The sequence below is a fragment of the Halomonas sp. SL18_1 genome, from assembly GCF_055755715.1.
This window is the reverse complement of the sequence record NZ_JBVTRK010000001.1, coordinates 647943-665204: the sequence shown is the minus strand read 5'-3', so window position 1 is coordinate 665204 and position 17262 is coordinate 647943. Positions and strand designations below refer to the sequence as shown.

Genomic DNA, 17262 nt, shown 5'->3' with positions numbered 1-17262 from the left:
GCCGGTACTATGAAGGCTCTGACTCCTGGCCGCCGTCACCTCGGCCGCCAGGTCTCCCCGATTATCTCGTACACCCTTCCTGACGTTCCGCCTCCAACCACCTGGCAGGTCCCGTCGTCGCTTTGTCCGCCATGCCAGCGCGACGGGTGAGTTTCAGGCTTCGCTATCTCCCAGCGAGCTCGCCACCTGACCCGGCCGAATCGAGTTCGTCATCCTACGGACCGCCAGTTCGCCTCCGGTTGCTCCCCACCCCGCCTCGCGACGACGCAGTTACCTTTGGCTACGGGGCCATGGCTTACCCCGATGCGGACTCTCACCGCACTGTGTGCACGCCTTCTCGGGCGCACTGGGAGGGAGCTTCAGCTCGCGAAGTAGCGCGCAGCGCTACCCAGGGGGCGCCTGCGGCGCCTTCGCCCGGCAGAGCCGGCCTCCCACCATAGAGCCTGCCAAACATGTTCACGCTAAAATGCGAAGAACCTTTTTTGGCGATAGCACCCAATGCATCAGGCGGGTGGTGCGGTCCGCTGCACTCGGTGGCGCCGGGAATGCGACGCAGTGCATCGTTTCGCCCAATTTCTTCCATCAAATCAACTGGTTTAATCGGGGAGCGCTATCAACAAGACAACAGCGGAGACCCCTCATGTTTGACCTGCTCAACGAGCTCCTCTGGGGCAAAATCCTTCTCATCCTGCTGGTCGGCGTGGGCATCGGCTTCACCGTTGCCTCACGCTTCGTCCAGTTTCGCTACTTCGGCCGCATGTTCCAGATCCTGGGATCTCGCCAGGCCTTCCGCCATGACAAGCACGGCCACCTCAGCAGTTTCCAGGCGCTGGTGCTGTCCGTCGCTGGCCGCGTGGGCGGCGGCAATATCGCTGGCGTTGCCGTGGCGATCACCCTGGGCGGCCCGGGAGCCATCTTCTGGATGTGGTTGGTCGGCCTGATGGGCATGGCCACGAGCTTCCTCGAACGCACCCTGGCGCAGACCTACAAGCAGCCCCAGGGTGACGGTACCTATCGCGGCGGGCCGGCCTACTACATCGTCAAGGGCCTCGGCCGCAACTGGCGCTGGTTGGCCGGTTTCTATTCGGTGCTACTGCTGCTGACCTTCGGCTTTGCCTTCACTGCGCTGCAGTCCTACGCCGTGTCCACCTCGTTCAACGACGCCTTCGGCGTGCCGGTGCTCTACAGCGGCATCGCCCTGGCGATGCTGGTCGGCCTGATCATCTTCGGTGGGATCAAACGGATCGCGCGCATCTCCGAGGTGCTGGTGCCCTTCATGGCCGTCGGCTATCTGCTGATCGCACTGATCGTGGTCGGCTTGAACCTCGAACGCATCCCCGAGGTGGTGATGCTGATCGTCAACAGCGCCTTCGGCCTGGAGCCTGCCATCGGCGGCGGCATCGGGGCGGCCATCATGATAGGCCTCCAGCGCGGTCTGTTCTCCAATGAGGCAGGCCTGGGTAGCGCGCCCAACGTTGCCGCCGTGGCCTATGTGCCGCATCCCGCCAACCAGGGCATCGTGCAGGCCTTCTCGGTCTTTATCGATACCCTGATCATCTGCTCTTCCACCGCTTTCCTGATCCTGCTCAGCGGTGCCTATGACCCCGGCGCCAGCGGCAATGTCGAGGGTATTGCGCTGACCCAGTCGGCCCTGGCCGACCATGTCGGGGAGTGGGGCCGCTCCTTCGTCAGCGTGGCACTGCTGCTATTCGCCTTCAGCACCATCCTTTACAACTACTACCTGGGCGAGAACAGCCTCAACTTCTTCAGCCGCGACAACCAGAACCTGTTCAACGCCTTCCGCGTGGCGATCGTGCTGCTGGTGTGCTGGGGCGCCACTACCAACCTGGGCACCGCGTTCGGCTTCGCCGATGTCACCATGGGCCTGCTGGCGGTCACCAACCTGGTGGCGTTGATCCTGTTGTTCAAGAAAGGGCTGCGCATCCTCAAGGACTACGATGACCAGCGCCGCCAGGGCGTCAGTCAGCCAGTCTTCGACGCCAGCCAACACCCGGATCTCAACCTCTACCCGCAGGCCTGGGACCTCGAGCCCGAGGATCGGGAACGCCTGCAGGCCCACGCCAGCAAGGCGCCGAGCAGCCCCGCCATCGAATGATTCACGTCGCCTGCCAGCCCCCTGGCGGGGCTGGCAGGGCCGTCCGACCCAAGAGCGCTGACCCCATGACCACACGTATCGAACACGACCTGCTGGGCGAGCGCGCCCTGCCGGCGGATGCCTGGTACGGCATCCAGACCCAGCGCGCGCTGGAGAACTTTCGCATCACAGGGATTCCGATCAGCCACTTCCCCGAGCTGGTGCAGGCACTGGCCATGGTCAAGTCGGCCGCCGCCAACGCCAACCAGGCAGTGGGCACCCTCGAGCCCCACAAGGCCGCGGCGATCCAGGCCGCCTGCCAGGAGATCATCGACGGCGCACTGCACGACCAGTTCGTGGTCGACCTGATCCAGGGCGGAGCGGGCACCTCCACCAACATGAACGCCAACGAGGTCATCGCCAACCTGGCACTGGCCAAGCTGGGCCATCCCAAGGGGGCCTACCAGCACCTGCATCCCAACGACGACGTCAACCGCTCCCAGTCGACCAACGACGCCTACCCCACCGCCGCCTGCCTAAGCCTGCAGTTCGCCGCGGAGCCGCTGGTCTCCGCCATCAGCGAGCTGCGCGATGCCCTGCAAGACAAGAGCGTGGCCTTCGCCGACGTGGTCAAGATGGGGCGCACCCAACTGCAGGACGCCGTGCCCATGACCCTGGGGCAGGAGTTCGAGGCCTTCGCGGTCAACCTCGGCGAGGACATCGACCGCCTGCGCGAGGCCCAGCGGCTGCTGTGCGAGATCAACCTCGGCGGCACCGCCATCGGCACCGGCCTCAACGCCCCGGCAGGCTACCAGGCGCTGGCCGTCGAGCACCTGGCACAGCTGTCGGCGCGCCCGCTGGTACCGGCGTCACACCTTATCGAGGCCACCTCGGACATGGGCGCCTTCGTGTTCCTGTCGGGGATGCTCAAGCGCTTCGCCATCAAGCTCGGCAAGCTGTGCAACGATCTACGCCTGCTTTCCAGCGGGCCGCGTACCGGACTGGGGGAAATCACCCTGCCCCCGGTGCAGCCCGGCTCCTCGATCATGCCAGGCAAGATCAACCCGGTGATTCCCGAGGCGGTCAACCAGACCGTCTACCAGGTGATCGCCAGCGATCTCGCCGTGACCATGGCCGCCGAGGCGGGGCAGCTGCAGCTCAATGCCATGGAACCGATGATCATCTACAACCTGCTCAATGCCATGCGCATGCTGGGCGAGGCCTGCCATATGCTGCGCACCCGCTGCATCGTCGGCATCGAAGCCAACCGCGAGACCTGCGCCCAGCACGTCGAGCGCAGCATCGGCGTGGTGACCTCGCTGGTCCCCCACATCGGCTACGTCAACGCCACGCGTATCGCCCGCCAGGCCCTGCACAGCGGCGCCACGGTCCGCGAACTGGTGATCGCCGAAGGGCTGCTGGACCCCCAGCGCCTCGATGCGCTGTTGCAGCCCAACGCCATGCTGGCCCCGATGCCGGAGGAGCCCCCGTGCCACGACTGTTGATACTGTATACCGGCGGTACCCTGGGCATGCAGGCATCACCGGCGGGCTACGTGCCCTCGGCCGACTTCGACGAACGCCTGGGCGCGGCCCTGGCGGCCTATCCGGCTGGGGAGCTGCCGGACTACAACCTGCACAGCCTGCAGCCATTGATCGACAGCGCCGACCTTGATCCAGCAGCGTGGAATCGGCTGGTGGCCGCCCTTGGCGCGGCCTGGGAGCGCTACGACGGGTTCGTCATCCTGCATGGCACCGATACCATGGCCTACACCGCCTCGGCGCTCTCCTTCCTGCTCGGTGCACTCGACAAACCGGTGATCTTGACCGGGTCCCAGATCCCACTCGGCGAACCGCGCAGCGATGCCCTCAACAACATCATCCTGGCCATGCAGGCGGCCACACACCCGGCTGCCCCCGCGAGGTGTGCCTCGCCTTTCACGACCGCCTGCTGCGCGGCAACCGTGCGCGCAAGTGCCGGACTCAAGGCCTGGATGCCTTCGACTCGCCCAACGCCCCCTGGCTCGGCGAGGCGGGCATCGAGCTGCGTCTCGGCCGGACGCCGCCCCTGGCCAAGGGTGTACCGGACTTCTCGGCGGCGGCCCTCGAGGCTGATCGCGTTGGCCTGCTGCACTGTCATCCCGGCATGTCATCCCGCCTGGTGGAGGCGCTGCTCAAGGAGCCCTGCCTCCAGGGCCTGGTGCTGGCGACCTATGGCGTCGGCAATCCGCCGAGCCTGGCGGGACGCCTCCTGGCCGACCTGCGGCGGGCCACGGATCGAGGGCTGGTCGTGGTCAATGTGACCCAGTGTCACCAGGGGCGGGTCCACCAGGGCGCCTATGCCACCGGCGCCGCCCTCAATGCCGCCGGCGTCGTCTCCGGCCAAGACATGACCCCGGAAGCCGCGGTGACCAAGCTGCAGGTACTGCTAGGGCGGGGCCTGGAGGGCGAAGCCCTGCGCCAGGCCATGTCACGGCCGTGTCGCGGCGAAATGACGCCTGCCATGCTGCCTGGCGGCTAGGAGGGCGGCGTAGGCATGCTCGGCGACGCCCGAGTCAGTCGCCCAGGGCGGCCAGCCGGTCGGCCTGGATCACCTCGATCCAGTAGCCGTCGGCGTCCTTGACGAACACCACGTCCTTCAGCTTGCCCTGATCGGCGCGCTTGACGAACGTCACGTCGTTGGCATCGAACCAGGCTTCGGCGGCATCCAGGTCCGGCACCGAGAAGCAGATATGCCCGAAGCCCTGGGGCTCGGCGTTACCGTCGTGATAGGCGAAGTCGTCCTGGGTCTCGGTGCCCCAGTTGTGGGTCAGCTCCAGCAGGCCCCGCTGCTGGAAGGTCCAGACGGTGCGCTCCCCCGTCTCATCGGGCACCGCATCGCCCTCCTCCAGCCGGGCCAGGAAGTAGAGCGAAAACTGCAGCTCTTCGAAGTCGAGCCGACGCAGCACCCGCATGCCAAACACCCGACTGTAGAAGGCCAGCGCCTTTTCCGGATCCTTGACCCGCAGCATGGTGTGATTGAGCCGGAAGCCGGCGCTGTCCGCGGTGGGCGTCTGAACGCCGGGATACTGCTCACCCTTGAAGCTCATAGCGGTCTCCTTGCGTCGTGAGGGGATACATCGATGATGGCGATGCCTGCCTGACAATACCAGCCCGAGGCGAAGCGGACCCGGGTCAAAAATAACAGTACAATTACTATACAGCCACGTCGCCATGTGAAGCCATACCGGCGGGCATCGCCCAATCCCGATGACAATGGCGAAAATCCGCCCACGACATGGAAAAAGCGCCTCCAGACTTCTACGCTGGTTATACACCCCCCCCCGCTAAGACGAGAACGCCCCATGTCCGACATCGACCACTCCATCGGTGACCATATCACCCACAAGCAGCTCACCCGGGCCGTGGCCAACGGCTTCACCCCCATCGTCGAGGTCGAGTCCCAGGACGGCATCTACACCGTGCGCCTGCACCACGCCAACGGGGTCGCCACGCTTTCCGATGCCGAGGGGCATACCCTGACCTTCATGGGCACCGGCGAGATCCGCGACCTGCTGGGGGAGACCGGCCTGACCCACGGGGTGCTGACCTGGGCCGACCAGTGCGGCGACGAGATGATCGGCGTGCCGGGCCATGCCATGACCCCCGACGAGATGCTGACCTATGGCACCCGCATCGCCTTCCGATAGGGAAACACTGCACAAATGCCTGCGCGAGCGAATCGCTGCGTTGCGCGGTGCGCGGAATCCTCACATATACCGCATATGCTCCGGTTCCTGTGCTCCGGGCGCCTTGCGCTTCATCTCGCTCGGCAATTTGTTCAGCGCTTCCTTGAGGCTTCCCCATTCCCGGAGCAGCGGCTAATGTAGGAGCATGCCCACCGCCCAGGAGCCCCCGGCATGCCCCACCGATCTGCTATCTGGCGTCTTGTTGCCTGCCTGGCACTGCTCGGCCTGCTGGCCGGCTGCGCCGGGCGCGATCTCGCCGATCGTGCCCCGGTCTCGGAGGAGGGCCTCTCCATCGAACGCGCCCTGGCGCTGTCGACCGCCAAGCGCGCCCTGGGTACTCCCTACCGCTTCGGCGGCAACACCCCGGAGGGCCTGGATTGCTCAGGGCTGGTGGAAATGGCCTACCGCGCGGCCGGCATTCAGGTCCCGCGCACCGCCGACGAGCAGTACCGCCAGCTGCCCGCCGTGGAGCAGCCGCAGCCCGGCGACCTGCTGTTCTTCGGCGATCGCCGCAAGGCCTCCCACGTAGGCATCTACCGCGGCAACGGCCAGATGATCCACGCCCCGGGGCGCGGCCGCGAAGTGGTCAGCGTGCCGCTGGACGTGGCCTACTGGCAGCAGCGCTACCTTGGCGCGGCACGCCCGATCCCCTGAGCCTTTTCTCGCCCGCCGCCCGCGGCGTATCATCGTCGCCCTGCGACAGGAACGCCGCTTCGCCGGCGGAGCGCTCCTGAACGAACCGAATCCTACCGGCGGAGGCCCCATGCGACTCGACCTTTCCCTCTACCTGGTGACCGACCCCCGGCTGTGCGCCCGCCTTGGGCTGGTGGAAACCGTGGTGGCGGCGGTGCGCGGCGGCGTGACGCTGGTGCAGCTGCGCGACAAGCACGCCTCGGACGCCGAGCTGATCGACCAGGCGCGACGCCTCAAGGCCGCCCTGGCGGGCAGCGGCGTGCCACTGATCATCAACGACCGGCTCGAGGTGGCCCTGGAAAGCGGCGCCGATGGCCTGCATATCGGCCAGGACGACGGCGACGTGGCGCGTGCCCGCGCGACCCTAGGCCCCCAGGCCCTGCTCGGCCTCTCGGTGCAAACCCATGACCAGCTCACCGCCCTTGATCCCGCGCCGCTGGACTACCTGGGGCTGGGTCCGGTATTCGCCACCGCCACCAAGCAGGATCACGCCGTACCGCTGGGCTTCGAGGGCCTGGCCGCCCTGGTGGCGAAGAGCCCCCTGCCAGCGGTGGCCATCGGCGGCCTGCAGGCCGAACATGCCGCCCAGGTGCGCGCCGCCGGCGCCCAGGGGCCGGCGGTGATCTCGGCGATCTGCGGACAGGCGGACCCGGAAGCCGCCGCACGGGCGTTCTTCGTCGAGCGATAGCGAATCGAGGGGCGAGGGGCGAGGGGCGAGGGGCGAGGGTCAGGAGCCTCGGCGCTCCTGCTCACGAGTGAAGCGCTGCATGATGTCCAGGGTTTCCTGGCTGACGTGGTGCTCCATGCCCTCGGCATCGATGCGCGCCGTGCGATCGCTGACCCCCAACGCCCGCAGGAACTGCAGCACGATGGCATGCCGCTGATGCGACATGGTCGCCATCGCCTCTCCCTTCTCGGTCAGGAACAGCGAGCGGTAGGGCTTGCTGGAGACCAGTCCCTGTGATTTCAGCCGCGAGACGGTCTTCGACACCGTGGCCTGACTGACGCCCATCCGGGCGGCGATGTCAGTCGAGCGCGCCTCGCCCTGATGTTCGAGCAGATCGGCGATCAGCTCTACATAGTCTTCGAGAAGCTCGGTTTCGTGAGCGTTGCGCACGGCAGCGTACTGCTGGGCATGCTGGTCGCTGGGCGGCAGGGCATCCGCCTTGGAAAGGCGATCCGGCGTCACGTCGTTCGAGGAGTCGGTCATCGCGCCAATATAGCCAAACTCCTGATAGGGCAGCAACCAAGCATCGATAGAAATTTCCTACTACCCTACAAGTTAACCTTGGCTAAAATATTGGCTATATTCTCAACAAGCTCACCGATGCGACATCACTGACAGCCAACGCCCAGCAGCCTGTCGGATTTCGCAGCAGATCAGCGTTAAGTCCGACAGGCTGCCAGACACCAGAGGAGAATGCCCCGATGCCGACCGCCAAAGGCTTGATGCTGCTCAGCGCCCTGCCCTTCGCGCTGTCGACCCTGGCGATGTCGACCACGGCTCAGGCCGAGCAGGCCCCGCTCAGGGTGGCCGCCTCGTTCTCGGTGCTGGGCGACCTGGTGCGCGAGGTGGCGGGCGACGACGCCGAGGTCAGCCTGCTGACCCCGGTGGGGGCGGAAGTGCACGAATGGGAGCTGATCCCGAGCAACTTCATCGCCATCGAGGAAGCCGACATCGTCTTCTACAACGGCTTCGATCTCGAGCAGTGGATGGGCCAGGTCAATGCCACGGTGGGCGATGGCGTCCCGGTGGTGGCGGTCGCCGAACGGACCGGCTACCCCACCCAGCCCATCGTGACCGGCGAGTATGCCGGCGACGTCGATCCGCATATGTGGATGGATCCACGCGCCGCGGCGGCGTACGGACAAGTGATCGCAAAGACCCTGGCCGAGGCCAGGCCGGAGAGCGCCGAGGCCTTCCAGGCGCGCGCCGAGGCGCTGGAGGCGTCGCTTCATGCGCTGTATGACGAGCTGACCGAGGCCCTCGCGCCCCTTCCCGAAGAGCGGCGCCTGCTGATCACCAGCGAGGCGGCCTTTGTCTATTTCGCCGATGCCTTCGGTTTCGAGCACGACGGCATCTGGGGCACCAACGCCGAGGAAGAGGGGTCACCGCGCCAGATCATGCGCATCGTCGACCTGATCGAGGCGAAGCAGCCGGCCGCCATCTTCTGGGAGAGCACGATCTCCGATCGCCATGTGCGCAGCGTGGCCGCCGAGACCCAGGTGGAGATCGCCGGCCCGCTGTACGTCGACTCCCTCAGCGAGCCCGATGGCGACGCGCCCGACTACGCCGCCATGCTGCGCCACAACATTCAGCTGTTGCGAGACACTCTGGGAGATGCCGATGACTGACGCCGTACCGGCGCTTCAGGCCAGCCGCCTCTCTGCGGCCTACCACCAGCAGCCCGTGCTGGAGGACATCACCCTGACGCTGCCCCAAGGGCAGTGGACGGCGATCGTCGGCCCAACGGGGCCGGCAAATCGAGCCTGCTCAATCTGGTGATCGGCAGCCTCACGCCGCTGCGCGGTAGCCTGACGATCCTCGGCCAGCCCCCGCCGCCCAGCGCCGGGCCGGCAACATCGCCTACATGGCCCAGCAGGAGGCGATGGAGTGGGACTTCCCCATCTCGGTGAGCGAGACGGTGCTGACGGGCCGCTACGGGCTGATGCGCCGGGATCCGCTTTGGCAGCGCCTGCTGCCGCGCTACTGGGCCAACCCCTGCCACCGGCAGGCCGTCGAGGCCGCCCTGGAAGCCGTCGACATGGCCGAGCATGCCGCCCGCCCCATCGGCGAGCTCTCCGGCGGCCAGAAGAAGCGCGTGCTGCTGGCCCGCGCCCTGGCCCAGCAGGCCAAGATCCTGCTCCTCGACGAGCCGCTGGCCGGGGTCGACTCCCCCAGCGAGGCGCTGATTCTCGCGACGCTGGAGCGCGAGCGCAGCAACGGGCGCACCGTCATCATGGTGACCCATGACATGCCCAGCGCCCGCAGCCATGCCGACAACGTGCTTCTGATCAATCGCACCCTGGTGGGCATGGGCTCGCCCGACGACATGCTCAACGACGCCATGCTGGCCCGCCTGGCGGTGGGGACACCCGAGACCGAACGGGGAGGGGTGAGCGTTGCCGCTTGAGACACTGGCCACCGGCGTCATCGACGCCCTGATCAGCCTGCTGATGGTGGCGGTCAACCTGCTGCCCGACTCCCTGGCGGCCCCCTTCGAGTACCGCTTCATGCAGCGCGCCCTGCTCACCTCGGTGCTGGTGGGCGCGATCTGCGGACTGCTCTCCTCCTACGTGGTGCTCAAGCGCTGGTCGCTGCTGGGTGACGCCATCTCCCATGCGGTGCTGCCCGGCGTAGCCATCGCCTACCTGCTGGGCTGGCCGTTCTTCATCGGCGCCTTCGTCACCGGCGCCCTGACGTCGCTGGGCATCGGCGCCCTGGAGCGCCATACCCGCATCAAGGCGGATGCCGCCATGGGCCTGATGTTCACCGCCGCCTTCGCACTGGGCATCGTGATCATCAGCAAGATCGCCACCAGCACCCACCTGATGCACATTCTGTTCGGCAACGTGCTGGGGGTGCAGACCACCGCACTGCTGCTGACCCTGGCGGCAAGCCTGGTGGCCGCGCTGGTCATCTGGCTGGCCTATCGCCCGCTGCTGCTCTACACCTTCGACCCCCAGCAGGCTCAGGCGCTGGGGTTCAACACCAGCCTCATCCACTATGGGCTGATCCTACTGCTGACCCTGACCATCGTGGCGAGCCTGGAGACCGTGGGCATCATCCTGGTGGTGGCGATGCTGATCACTCCCGGCGCCACGGCGCACCTGCTCACCGACCGCTTCCCCGCCATGCTGGCGATCTCCGTCGGCGTCGGCGTGATCTCCGCCGTGGCGGGGCTGGTGCTCTCGGTGCAGCTGGATGTCGCCTCGGGGGGCGCCATCGTGCTGGTGGCCTCCGCCCTCTTCCTGGTCGCCCTGCTGGCAGGCCCCCGGCATGGCCTGGTGGCACGCCAGTGGCGGCGCTGGCGGCTCAATCGCGCCTGACCCGACGTGGATCAGGACGTCGGGCGGCGTTTGAGTGTCGTCCGGCGATCGTGATAGGCGATGGCCAGGCCGCTGCCGATGATCAGCACGCTGCCGACAAAGACCCAGAGATCGGGCATCTCCCCCCAGAACCACCAGCCCAGCAGCACCGCCCAGAGCATGGCGGTGTAGTCGAAGGGGGCGGCGATGGCGGCCGGTGCGAAACGAAACGCCATGGTGATGCAGCCCGTGGCGCCCACGCCGAAGACACCCGCCGCCAGGAAGCCCACCCAGTGCCAGGGGTAGGGGGTCTGCCACACCCAGGGCAGCGCTACCGCGGTGATCACCAGCGGCACCAGCGTCATGTAGAAGACCATGGCCCAGAGGTGCTCGCGGCCGCCGTAGCGCCGCGCGGTGATCATCATCAGCGCATAGAACAACGCCGCGCCGATCAGCACCAGCGAGCCGAGCTGGAAGGCGTCGCCGCCGGGACGCACCACGATCAGCACCCCCACGAAGCCGAGCAGCGAAGCCGCCAGCACCGGCCGGTCGATCTTCTCGCCGAGCAGCGGCACCGACAGCAAGGTGACGAACAGCGGCGCGACGAAGGCGATGGCGGTGGCCTCGGCCAGCGGCAGCAGGGTCAGGCCCAGCACGAAGCAGACCATGGTGCCGGTATAGATCAGCCCTCGCACCAGGTGCACCCCGGGGCGCCGAGTGCGCAGCTTGCGCAGGCCGCCGCCGTAGTAGGCCAGCAGCGCAATCAGCGGCAGCGACACCAGGGTGCGAAAGAAGATGATCTGCAGCGGGGAGTGAACCTCGCCCAGCCACTTGGCGATGGCGTCACCAATGGCCAGGCACAGCACACCGGCACACATGAACAGAATACCCTTCAAGGATGGTGACATGGCCCCCTCTCCACGGCTGCCAAAAAACCACCCCGCCGACCGGAGACGGCCAGCGGGGCTTGTTGATTAACAACCTAACGGCTTGAACGGGTGTCAGCAAGTGCCGCGCCTCACTGTGTCGTGCGGGGATGCGCAGGGGTCGTCCTAGCGCGCCTCCAACATCATTGTTATGTTATAACGAATCAGTTCCATTCACGCCCCTTCCTCCGGGCGGCCTATCTCGTTCGCAACACGCCAGTCAGTCAAGTCTCTTCGACAGCAAGATAGGTTATAACATCTCATAGGGAGGCAGCATGCTGTTCCACTCAACTTCACAGCACCACGAACACTGGGCCTTCGATCAGGATATCGAGGTACTGCCACGCATCTTCGAGGAAGCGATCACCCTGGCCGTGATGGAGCGCCGGCTCGACCCGGCGCTGAGTCTGGCCGTGCGCAGCCAGCTTGCCGGCCGGGGTGGTTTGGAGTGGCACTGGCGCGGCGCACCGAGCCAGGCCATGAAGGAGGACCTGGCAAAGGCGCTCCCCGCGCCCGAGGCGGGTAACGCCCTGATCGAGGATATCGCCAACATCGCCACGGCCATGGCCTACCTATTCGACACCGAGACCATCGGCGTGCGCCTGCGCACCCTGGAGGGCGCCATGTGCCCGCGCTTCCACGTCGACAACCTGCCGGTGCGGCTGGTGACCACCTACGCCGGCCCGGCCAGCGAATGGCTGCCGGAACACACCGTCAACCGCGCCGGACTCGGCGCTCCCCACCCGGAGAAGCCGGAAATCGTCGCCGACCCCCAGGCCATCCAGCGCCTCCACGCGGGCGATCTTGCCCTGCTCAAGGGCTGTGGCTGGGTCGGCAACGAAGCGCGCGGCCTGGTCCACCGCAGCCCCCAGCCGGCACCCGGCGAGCGCCGCCTGTTACTGGCGCTGGATCCCGGCTGACACGCCCAGCCTCCTCTCACCCTTGCCCACTCAATACACCGAGGATGACCTCCATCATGCAGCTTCCCATTCGCCCACTCCTACTCGGGCTGGCCTTGCTTCCCCTATCCGCGGCAGCCGACCGCCCGCTCGCCGTGGTTGCCCCTGGGAGATCACCGGCGCCGACCCGGCGACCTCGGGCTATGTCTTCGCCCGCATGCGCGTCGCCGAGACCCTGGTCGATACCGACGCCGACGGCCAGCCCGCACCGGGCCTGGCCGTCTCCTGGCAGGCCAGCGACGATGTCCTGACCTGGCGCTTCGCCCTGCGTGAAGACGTCACCTTTCACGACGGCAGCCCGCTGACGGCAGAAGCGGCGGCCACCAGCCTGCAGCACGCCCTGGCCAAGCCGGGCATCCTCGACTCGGCCCCCGTCACCGGCATCGAGGCCGACGGCAACGAGGTGGTGATCGAGCTCGAGAGCCCCTTCGCGCCGCTGCCGGCGCTGCTGGCCCACTCCACCACCCTGATCCTCGCCCCGGGCGCCTTCGATGACGAGGGGCGGGTCACCCAGGCGATCGGTACCGGCCCCTACCGGGCGGAAAACGTGGCACCTCCGCAGCGGCTCGACGTGGAGCGCTTCGACGACTACTGGGCAAGGTTCCCGCCATCGACAGCGCCAGCTACCTGGCGGTGGGCCGCGGCGAAACCCGGGCGCTGATGGCCGAGAGCGGCGATGCCGACGTGGTGTTTACCCTTGACCCGGCGAGCCGCGCGCGGCTGGCGCGCCATGACCGTCTCGCGCTGTACGCCGAACCGCTGCCGCGCACCATCGTACTCAAGGTCAATGCCTCTCACCCGTTGCTCGAAGACGAGCGCGCCCGCCAGGCGATGAGCAAGGCCATTGATCGTGAAGGCATTGCCGCCGGCCTGCTGCGTAATCCCGAGGCCGCCGCCGCCGAGCTGTTTCCGTCCAGCCTCGGGCCCTGGCACCTGGGCCTCGACGCCGGCGAGGCCCAGGACCTGGAGCGCGCCCGGGAGCTGCTCGCCGAGCTGGGCTGGGAAGCCAACGGCAGCGGCATGCTAGAGCGCGACGGCGAGCCTTTCCGCTTGACCCTGCGCACCTTCTCCGACCGACCCGAGCTGCCGCTGGTGGCTACCGCCCTGCAGGATCAGTGGCGTGAGATCGGCGTGGCGCTGGAGGTCGCGGTGGGCAATGCCAGCGGAATTCCCTCCGGCCACCAGGACGGCAGCCTGGAGCTGGGCCTGATGGCACGCAACTACGGCCTGGTGCCCGATCCGCTGGGCACCCTGCTCGACGACTTCGGCACCGACCCCGAGGCCATGGGCGGCGACTGGGGCGCCATGGGCTGGCGCGACGACGACGTGGCGGCCTGGCTCGACACCCTGCGCCAGGAGGCCGATCCCGAGGCTCGCACCAAGCTGGCGGGACAGGTCGCGCGACGCCTGAACGAGGCCATGCCGGTCGTACCCGTGGCTTGGTATCAGCAGACGGCAGCGGTCAACGCCGAGCTGGAGGGCTTCTCCATCGACCCGCTGGAGCGCAGCTACCGCATCGATGAGCTGAGGTGGAGCGAATGACCCCGGCACTGGAATCACGGACGACTCCAACCTGGACGGCAGGCCTTCGCGGCCTGCTGCTGCAGCGGCTGTTTCAGGCCGGCCTGGTGGCCTGGATGGTGGGCACACTGACCTTCGTGCTGACCCGCTCCTTGCCCGGCGACATGGCCTACCGCATCGCCGCCGGACGCTACGGTCACGACATGGTCAATACCCGCGCCGCCGAGGCGGTGCGCGCCGAGCTGGCGCTGGACCAGCCGGCGCTGACCGCCTACTTCGGCTGGCTGTGGGACCTGGTGCAGCTCGATCTGGGCCGTTCGCTGGTCAGCGGCCAGCCCGTGGTGTATGAACTCTGGCACCAGCTCGGCCACTCCCTGGGCCTGGCGGCAATGGCCGTGCTGCTCTCGCTGCTGCTGGGCCCGCCGCTGGGACTGATCGCCGGGCTCAAGCCCAGCGGCTGGCTGGACCGCGTCAGCGAAGTGGCGGCCAGCGTGCTGCGTGCCCTGCCGCCCTTCGCCGTGGGCCTGCTGCTGATCCTGATGTTTTCGGTCACGCTCGGCTGGCTGCCCGCGGCCGGCCATGGCCGCTTCGCCCACGGCGTGCTGCCGGCGTTGACCCTGGCGCTGGCCCTGGCCGCCATCTCTAGCCGCGTGGCACGCAACGCCATGGCCGACGTTTCCCAGTCGGCCTACTACGCCTTCTCGCACACCAAGGGACTGGGCGGGCGCCTCAGCTTCCTGCGCCATGGCCTGCGCAACGCCGCGGTACCGGTGATCGCCTATCTCGGCGTGCAGTTCGTCTACCTGATCGAGGGCGTGGTAGTGGTCGAGACCCTGTTCGCCTGGCCCGGCATCGGCCATGCCCTGGTGCACGCCATCGTTGCCCGCGACGTGCCGATGATCCAAGGCACCGCGCTGGTCATGGGGCTGATGTTCGTCGCGCTCAATACCGTGGTAGATCTGCTCTGTCACTGGCTCGACCCCAGGAGGCGCAGCCTATGAACGGCTCTGTTCTGACTCTCTCCCACCGCTGGGCCTGGCCGGCCCTGAACGGCCGCCAGCGACTCGGCGCGACGCTGCTGGCGCTGCTGCTCGCTTTCGCCTGGCTGGTGCCCTGGCTCTTCGACGCCGACCCCGCGCGCCAGCAGCTCACCCGCATCCTGCAGCTGCCGACGCTTGCCGAGCCGCTCGGCACCGACCATCTAGGGCGCAGCCTGCTGGCCCGGCTGGCCGCCGCCGTGCGCCTGTCGCTGGGCATGGCGCTGCTCAGCGTGGTCAGCGCCGCCGTGCCGGGAGTGATTCTCGGCGTGATCGCCGGCTGGCGCGGCGGCTGGCTCGACCGCGGGCTGGGCAGCCTGGCCGACGCCTGTCTGGCCCTGCCGGGCCTGCTGCTGGTGCTACTGCTGGTCGCCATCGCCCCGGGCAACTTCTGGGCGCTCTACGTCGGCATTTCGCTGGTGCTGTGGATCGAATACTTCCGCGTGGTCAGGGCCCGCACCCGGATACTGGTCGCCACCCCCCAACTCGAGGCGAGCCGGCTGCTCGGCTTCAGCCCCTGCTACCTGTTCCGTCGACATCTGTGGCCCGAACTCGCCCCTCAGGTACTGACGCTTGCCGCCTTCGGTGCCGCCAGCGCGATCCTCGCCATGGCGGCACTCGGCTTCGTCAGTGTCGGCCTGCGTCCGCCGACCGCCGAACTGGGGCTGATGATGATCGAGCTGCTGCCCTACTACCACGAGGCGCCCTGGGCCATGGCCCAGCCGATCCTGGTGCTGTTCGTGCTGGTGTTGAGCCTCAACCTGCTGGCCGGGAGGGATCCCCGATGAGTGCGTACTTACTTCAAGCCGACGGCATCACGATCCAGGGCGAGGGCGTCACGATCGCCCCCTTCTCCTGCACGCTAGAGGCGGGCGGCCGCCTGACCCTGCTCGGCGAGACCGGCTCGGGCAAGAGCCTGATCGCCCAGGCCATCATGGGCACGCTGCCCCGGGGCCTGGCCGCCCAAGGGCGGCTCGTCATCGATGGGGAGACGTTCGATGCCGCCGATGGCCGATCCCGTCGCGCCCTGTGGGGCCGCCGCCTGGCGCTGCTGCCTCAGGAACCCTGGCATGCCCTCGATCCGACCATGCGCGCGTCCGCCCAGATCGCTGAGAGCCATCGCTACGTCGCCGGCCTGAGCCGCCCGCAGGCGCGCCAGGCCGCCCAGCGCGATCTTGCCGAGCTCGATCTGGAGAACGCCGCAAGCAAGTTGCCCGGCGAGCTTTCCGGCGGCATGGCGCAGCGAGTGGCGTTTGCCGCCGCCAGTGCCGGTGGCGCCCCGATCGTGATCGCCGATGAGCCCACCAAGGGGCTCGATGCCCCACGGCGCGATGCGGTGGTCGAACTGCTGGCCAGAACTCCAAATGCCGGCGGCGCCCTGCTCACCATCACCCACGACATCGACGTGGCCCGCCGCCTGGGCGGCGAGGTGATCATCCTGCGACAGGGGAGGGTGGTCGAGCACGGCCCGGCTCGGCAAGTGCTTGCTCAGCCGGAAACCGACTATGGCCGACGCCTGCTGAGCGCCGAGCCGTCACGCTGGCCGGCCCCGGCACCGCTCGCCCGCAACGCGAAGGCCGCGCCGGTGGTAACCGGCCATGGCCTGACCAAGGCTCGCGGCGGCCGCCAGCTTTTCCACGATCTCGAGGTGAGCGTGCATCCCGGCGAGATCATCGGGGTGGTTGGGCCATCGGGCTGTGGCAAGAGCACCCTGGGGGACCTGCTGCTGGGCGTGACGGCTCTCGATGCCGGTCATGTTGAGCGTACGACGGGGCATCGGTTCGGCTTCCAGAAGCTGTATCAAGACCCGCCGGCGGCCTTCTCGCCCCACTGGCGCCTTTCCCGACTGCTCGACGATCTGGTCCAGCGTCATCGCCTCGAACGCTGCGCCATTGCACCGCTGATGGCGCGCCTGGGCCTCGACGAGCGCCTGCTGGACCGCCGCCCGGGCGAGATCTCGGGCGGCGAGCTGCAGCGCTTCGCCATCCTGCGCGTGCTGCTGCTCAAGCCGTGCTTCCTGTTCGCCGACGAGCCGACATCGCGGCTGGACCCCATCACTCAGCGCCAGACCCTCATGCTACTGGTGGAGCTTGCGCGCGAGCGACACTGCGGCGTGATGCTGGTGAGCCATGACCCGGCGCTGATCGAGAATGTCTGCGACAGCCGCATCCTGCTGGATACCGCCGAGACTACCCCGCAGGCGCTCGAGCCCGCTCCGGCCTGACCACCCTCCTCGCCCATCAACGACTGACGCCCCGCGTGAGGGCGTCAGTGC

The 17262-nt window shown here is 67.8% G+C and carries 17 protein-coding genes and 2 pseudogenes; 16 read left to right on the top strand and 3 right to left on the bottom strand.

The window, feature by feature from the left end:
• The first annotated feature begins 640 nt into the window (after window positions 1-640).
• The 4 genes and pseudogenes from ACSJDS_RS03435 (at window position 641) to ACSJDS_RS03420 (ending at window position 4615) form a co-directional block, all read left to right on the top strand.
• Window positions 641-2116: an alanine/glycine:cation symporter family protein gene (locus tag ACSJDS_RS03435; protein ID WP_473032114.1), complete on the top strand. Its 1476-nt coding sequence runs from the start codon at window positions 641-643 to the stop codon at window positions 2114-2116.
• A gap of 65 nt (window positions 2117-2181) precedes the next feature.
• Entirely contained in the window at window positions 2182-3600 is a 1419-nt protein-coding gene (locus ACSJDS_RS03430; protein ID WP_473032113.1) for an aspartate ammonia-lyase, read from the top strand.
• A 26-nt stretch (window positions 3601-3626) separates the two neighbouring features.
• Window positions 3627-4093, top strand: a pseudogene (locus tag ACSJDS_RS03425) (asparaginase domain-containing protein); the annotation flags it as partial.
• A gap of 147 nt (window positions 4094-4240) precedes the next feature.
• Window positions 4241-4615: a hypothetical protein gene (locus ACSJDS_RS03420; protein WP_473034966.1), complete on the top strand. Its 375-nt coding sequence runs from the start codon at window positions 4241-4243 to the stop codon at window positions 4613-4615.
• A gap of 34 nt (window positions 4616-4649) precedes the next feature.
• Here ACSJDS_RS03420 and gloA read toward each other — a convergent pair whose 3' ends face one another.
• Window positions 4650-5183 carry a lactoylglutathione lyase gene (gloA, locus tag ACSJDS_RS03415; protein ID WP_473032112.1) on the bottom strand — a complete coding sequence of 178 codons (534 nt, stop codon included), beginning with the start codon at window positions 5181-5183 and terminating at the stop codon, window positions 4650-4652.
• A gap of 255 nt (window positions 5184-5438) precedes the next feature.
• Here gloA and ACSJDS_RS03410 point away from each other — a divergent pair, with 255 nt between their 5' ends.
• The 3 genes from ACSJDS_RS03410 (at window position 5439) to thiE (ending at window position 7203) form a co-directional block, all read left to right on the top strand.
• Window positions 5439-5783, top strand: a complete 345-nt coding sequence (locus ACSJDS_RS03410; protein WP_473032111.1) for a hypothetical protein — start codon at window positions 5439-5441, stop codon at window positions 5781-5783.
• Window positions 5784-5993: 210 nt separating this feature from the next.
• Window positions 5994-6476, top strand: coding sequence for a C40 family peptidase (locus ACSJDS_RS03405; RefSeq protein ID WP_473032110.1), 483 nt, complete (start codon window positions 5994-5996; stop codon window positions 6474-6476).
• A gap of 109 nt (window positions 6477-6585) precedes the next feature.
• Window positions 6586-7203 carry a thiamine phosphate synthase gene (thiE, locus tag ACSJDS_RS03400; protein WP_473032109.1) on the top strand — a complete coding sequence of 206 codons (618 nt, stop codon included), beginning with the start codon at window positions 6586-6588 and terminating at the stop codon, window positions 7201-7203.
• Between the two features lie 39 nt (window positions 7204-7242).
• On the opposite strand, the gene mntR is transcribed toward thiE, so the two are convergent.
• On the bottom strand, window positions 7243-7725 hold the full coding sequence (gene mntR / locus ACSJDS_RS03395; protein ID WP_473032108.1) for a manganese-binding transcriptional regulator MntR: 483 nt from the start codon (window positions 7723-7725) through the stop codon (window positions 7243-7245).
• Window positions 7726-7943: 218 nt separating this feature from the next.
• On the opposite strand from mntR, the gene ACSJDS_RS03390 reads away from it, so the two are divergent.
• The 4 genes from ACSJDS_RS03390 (at window position 7944) to ACSJDS_RS03375 (ending at window position 10565) form a co-directional block, all read left to right on the top strand.
• Window positions 7944-8870: a metal ABC transporter solute-binding protein, Zn/Mn family gene (locus ACSJDS_RS03390; RefSeq protein ID WP_473032107.1), complete on the top strand. Its 927-nt coding sequence runs from the start codon at window positions 7944-7946 to the stop codon at window positions 8868-8870.
• The gene (locus tag ACSJDS_RS03385) at window positions 8863-9021 is read left to right on the top strand and encodes a hypothetical protein (protein ID WP_473032106.1); all 159 of its coding nucleotides are present in this window, start codon (window positions 8863-8865) and stop codon (window positions 9019-9021) included. Before ACSJDS_RS03390 ends, ACSJDS_RS03385 begins: the two co-directional genes overlap by 8 nt.
• Before the next feature lie 85 nt (window positions 9022-9106).
• Window positions 9107-9649 carry a metal ABC transporter ATP-binding protein gene (locus ACSJDS_RS03380; RefSeq protein ID WP_473032105.1) on the top strand — a complete coding sequence of 181 codons (543 nt, stop codon included), beginning with the start codon at window positions 9107-9109 and terminating at the stop codon, window positions 9647-9649.
• A 43-nt stretch (window positions 9650-9692) separates the two neighbouring features.
• On the top strand, window positions 9693-10565 hold the full coding sequence (locus ACSJDS_RS03375) for a metal ABC transporter permease (protein WP_473034965.1): 873 nt from the start codon (window positions 9693-9695) through the stop codon (window positions 10563-10565).
• A gap of 11 nt (window positions 10566-10576) precedes the next feature.
• Here ACSJDS_RS03375 and ACSJDS_RS03370 read toward each other — a convergent pair whose 3' ends face one another.
• Entirely contained in the window at window positions 10577-11452 is an 876-nt protein-coding gene (locus ACSJDS_RS03370) for a DMT family transporter (protein ID WP_473032104.1), read from the bottom strand.
• A gap of 293 nt (window positions 11453-11745) precedes the next feature.
• Between ACSJDS_RS03370 and ACSJDS_RS03365 the strand changes: the two genes are divergently transcribed.
• From ACSJDS_RS03365 to ACSJDS_RS03345, 5 genes and pseudogenes are all read left to right on the top strand, one after another.
• Window positions 11746-12390, top strand: coding sequence for a DUF1826 domain-containing protein (locus tag ACSJDS_RS03365; protein ID WP_473032103.1), 645 nt, complete (start codon window positions 11746-11748; stop codon window positions 12388-12390).
• Window positions 12391-12586: 196 nt separating this feature from the next.
• Window positions 12587-13971: pseudogene (locus ACSJDS_RS03360) on the top strand (ABC transporter substrate-binding protein).
• Complete coding sequence (locus ACSJDS_RS03355; RefSeq protein ID WP_473032102.1) at window positions 13968-14951, top strand: ABC transporter permease; 984 nt, start codon at window positions 13968-13970, stop codon at window positions 14949-14951. The pseudogene ACSJDS_RS03360 and the gene ACSJDS_RS03355 overlap by 4 nt, the downstream one beginning before the upstream one ends.
• Window positions 14948-15775, top strand: a complete 828-nt coding sequence (locus ACSJDS_RS03350; protein ID WP_473032101.1) for an ABC transporter permease — start codon at window positions 14948-14950, stop codon at window positions 15773-15775. The genes ACSJDS_RS03355 and ACSJDS_RS03350 overlap by 4 nt, the downstream gene beginning before the upstream one ends.
• Window positions 15772-17211 carry an ABC transporter ATP-binding protein gene (locus ACSJDS_RS03345; protein ID WP_473032100.1) on the top strand — a complete coding sequence of 480 codons (1440 nt, stop codon included), beginning with the start codon at window positions 15772-15774 and terminating at the stop codon, window positions 17209-17211. Before ACSJDS_RS03350 ends, ACSJDS_RS03345 begins: the two co-directional genes overlap by 4 nt.
• Window positions 17212-17262 lie beyond the last annotated feature (51 nt).

Coding starts and splice junctions, on each gene's coding strand:
- ACSJDS_RS03410 (WP_473032111.1), top strand. CDS start 5,439: ATGTCCGACATCGACCACTCCATCGGTGACCATATCACCCACAAGCAG.
- ACSJDS_RS03430 (WP_473032113.1), top strand. CDS start 2,182: ATGACCACACGTATCGAACACGACCTGCTGGGCGAGCGCGCCCTGCCG.
- mntR (WP_473032108.1), bottom strand. CDS start 7,725: ATGACCGACTCCTCGAACGACGTGACGCCGGATCGCCTTTCCAAGGCG.
- ACSJDS_RS03380 (WP_473032105.1), top strand. CDS start 9,107: ATGGCCCAGCAGGAGGCGATGGAGTGGGACTTCCCCATCTCGGTGAGC.
- ACSJDS_RS03420 (WP_473034966.1), top strand. CDS start 4,241: ATGTCATCCCGCCTGGTGGAGGCGCTGCTCAAGGAGCCCTGCCTCCAG.
- ACSJDS_RS03375 (WP_473034965.1), top strand. CDS start 9,693: ATGGTGGCGGTCAACCTGCTGCCCGACTCCCTGGCGGCCCCCTTCGAG.
- gloA (WP_473032112.1), bottom strand. CDS start 5,183: ATGAGCTTCAAGGGTGAGCAGTATCCCGGCGTTCAGACGCCCACCGCG.
- ACSJDS_RS03345 (WP_473032100.1), top strand. CDS start 15,772: ATGAGTGCGTACTTACTTCAAGCCGACGGCATCACGATCCAGGGCGAG.
- ACSJDS_RS03405 (WP_473032110.1), top strand. CDS start 5,994: ATGCCCCACCGATCTGCTATCTGGCGTCTTGTTGCCTGCCTGGCACTG.
- ACSJDS_RS03385 (WP_473032106.1), top strand. CDS start 8,863: ATGACTGACGCCGTACCGGCGCTTCAGGCCAGCCGCCTCTCTGCGGCC.
- ACSJDS_RS03355 (WP_473032102.1), top strand. CDS start 13,968: ATGACCCCGGCACTGGAATCACGGACGACTCCAACCTGGACGGCAGGC.
- ACSJDS_RS03435 (WP_473032114.1), top strand. CDS start 641: ATGTTTGACCTGCTCAACGAGCTCCTCTGGGGCAAAATCCTTCTCATC.
- ACSJDS_RS03370 (WP_473032104.1), bottom strand. CDS start 11,452: ATGTCACCATCCTTGAAGGGTATTCTGTTCATGTGTGCCGGTGTGCTG.
- ACSJDS_RS03390 (WP_473032107.1), top strand. CDS start 7,944: ATGCCGACCGCCAAAGGCTTGATGCTGCTCAGCGCCCTGCCCTTCGCG.
- thiE (WP_473032109.1), top strand. CDS start 6,586: ATGCGACTCGACCTTTCCCTCTACCTGGTGACCGACCCCCGGCTGTGC.
- ACSJDS_RS03350 (WP_473032101.1), top strand. CDS start 14,948: ATGAACGGCTCTGTTCTGACTCTCTCCCACCGCTGGGCCTGGCCGGCC.
- ACSJDS_RS03365 (WP_473032103.1), top strand. CDS start 11,746: ATGCTGTTCCACTCAACTTCACAGCACCACGAACACTGGGCCTTCGAT.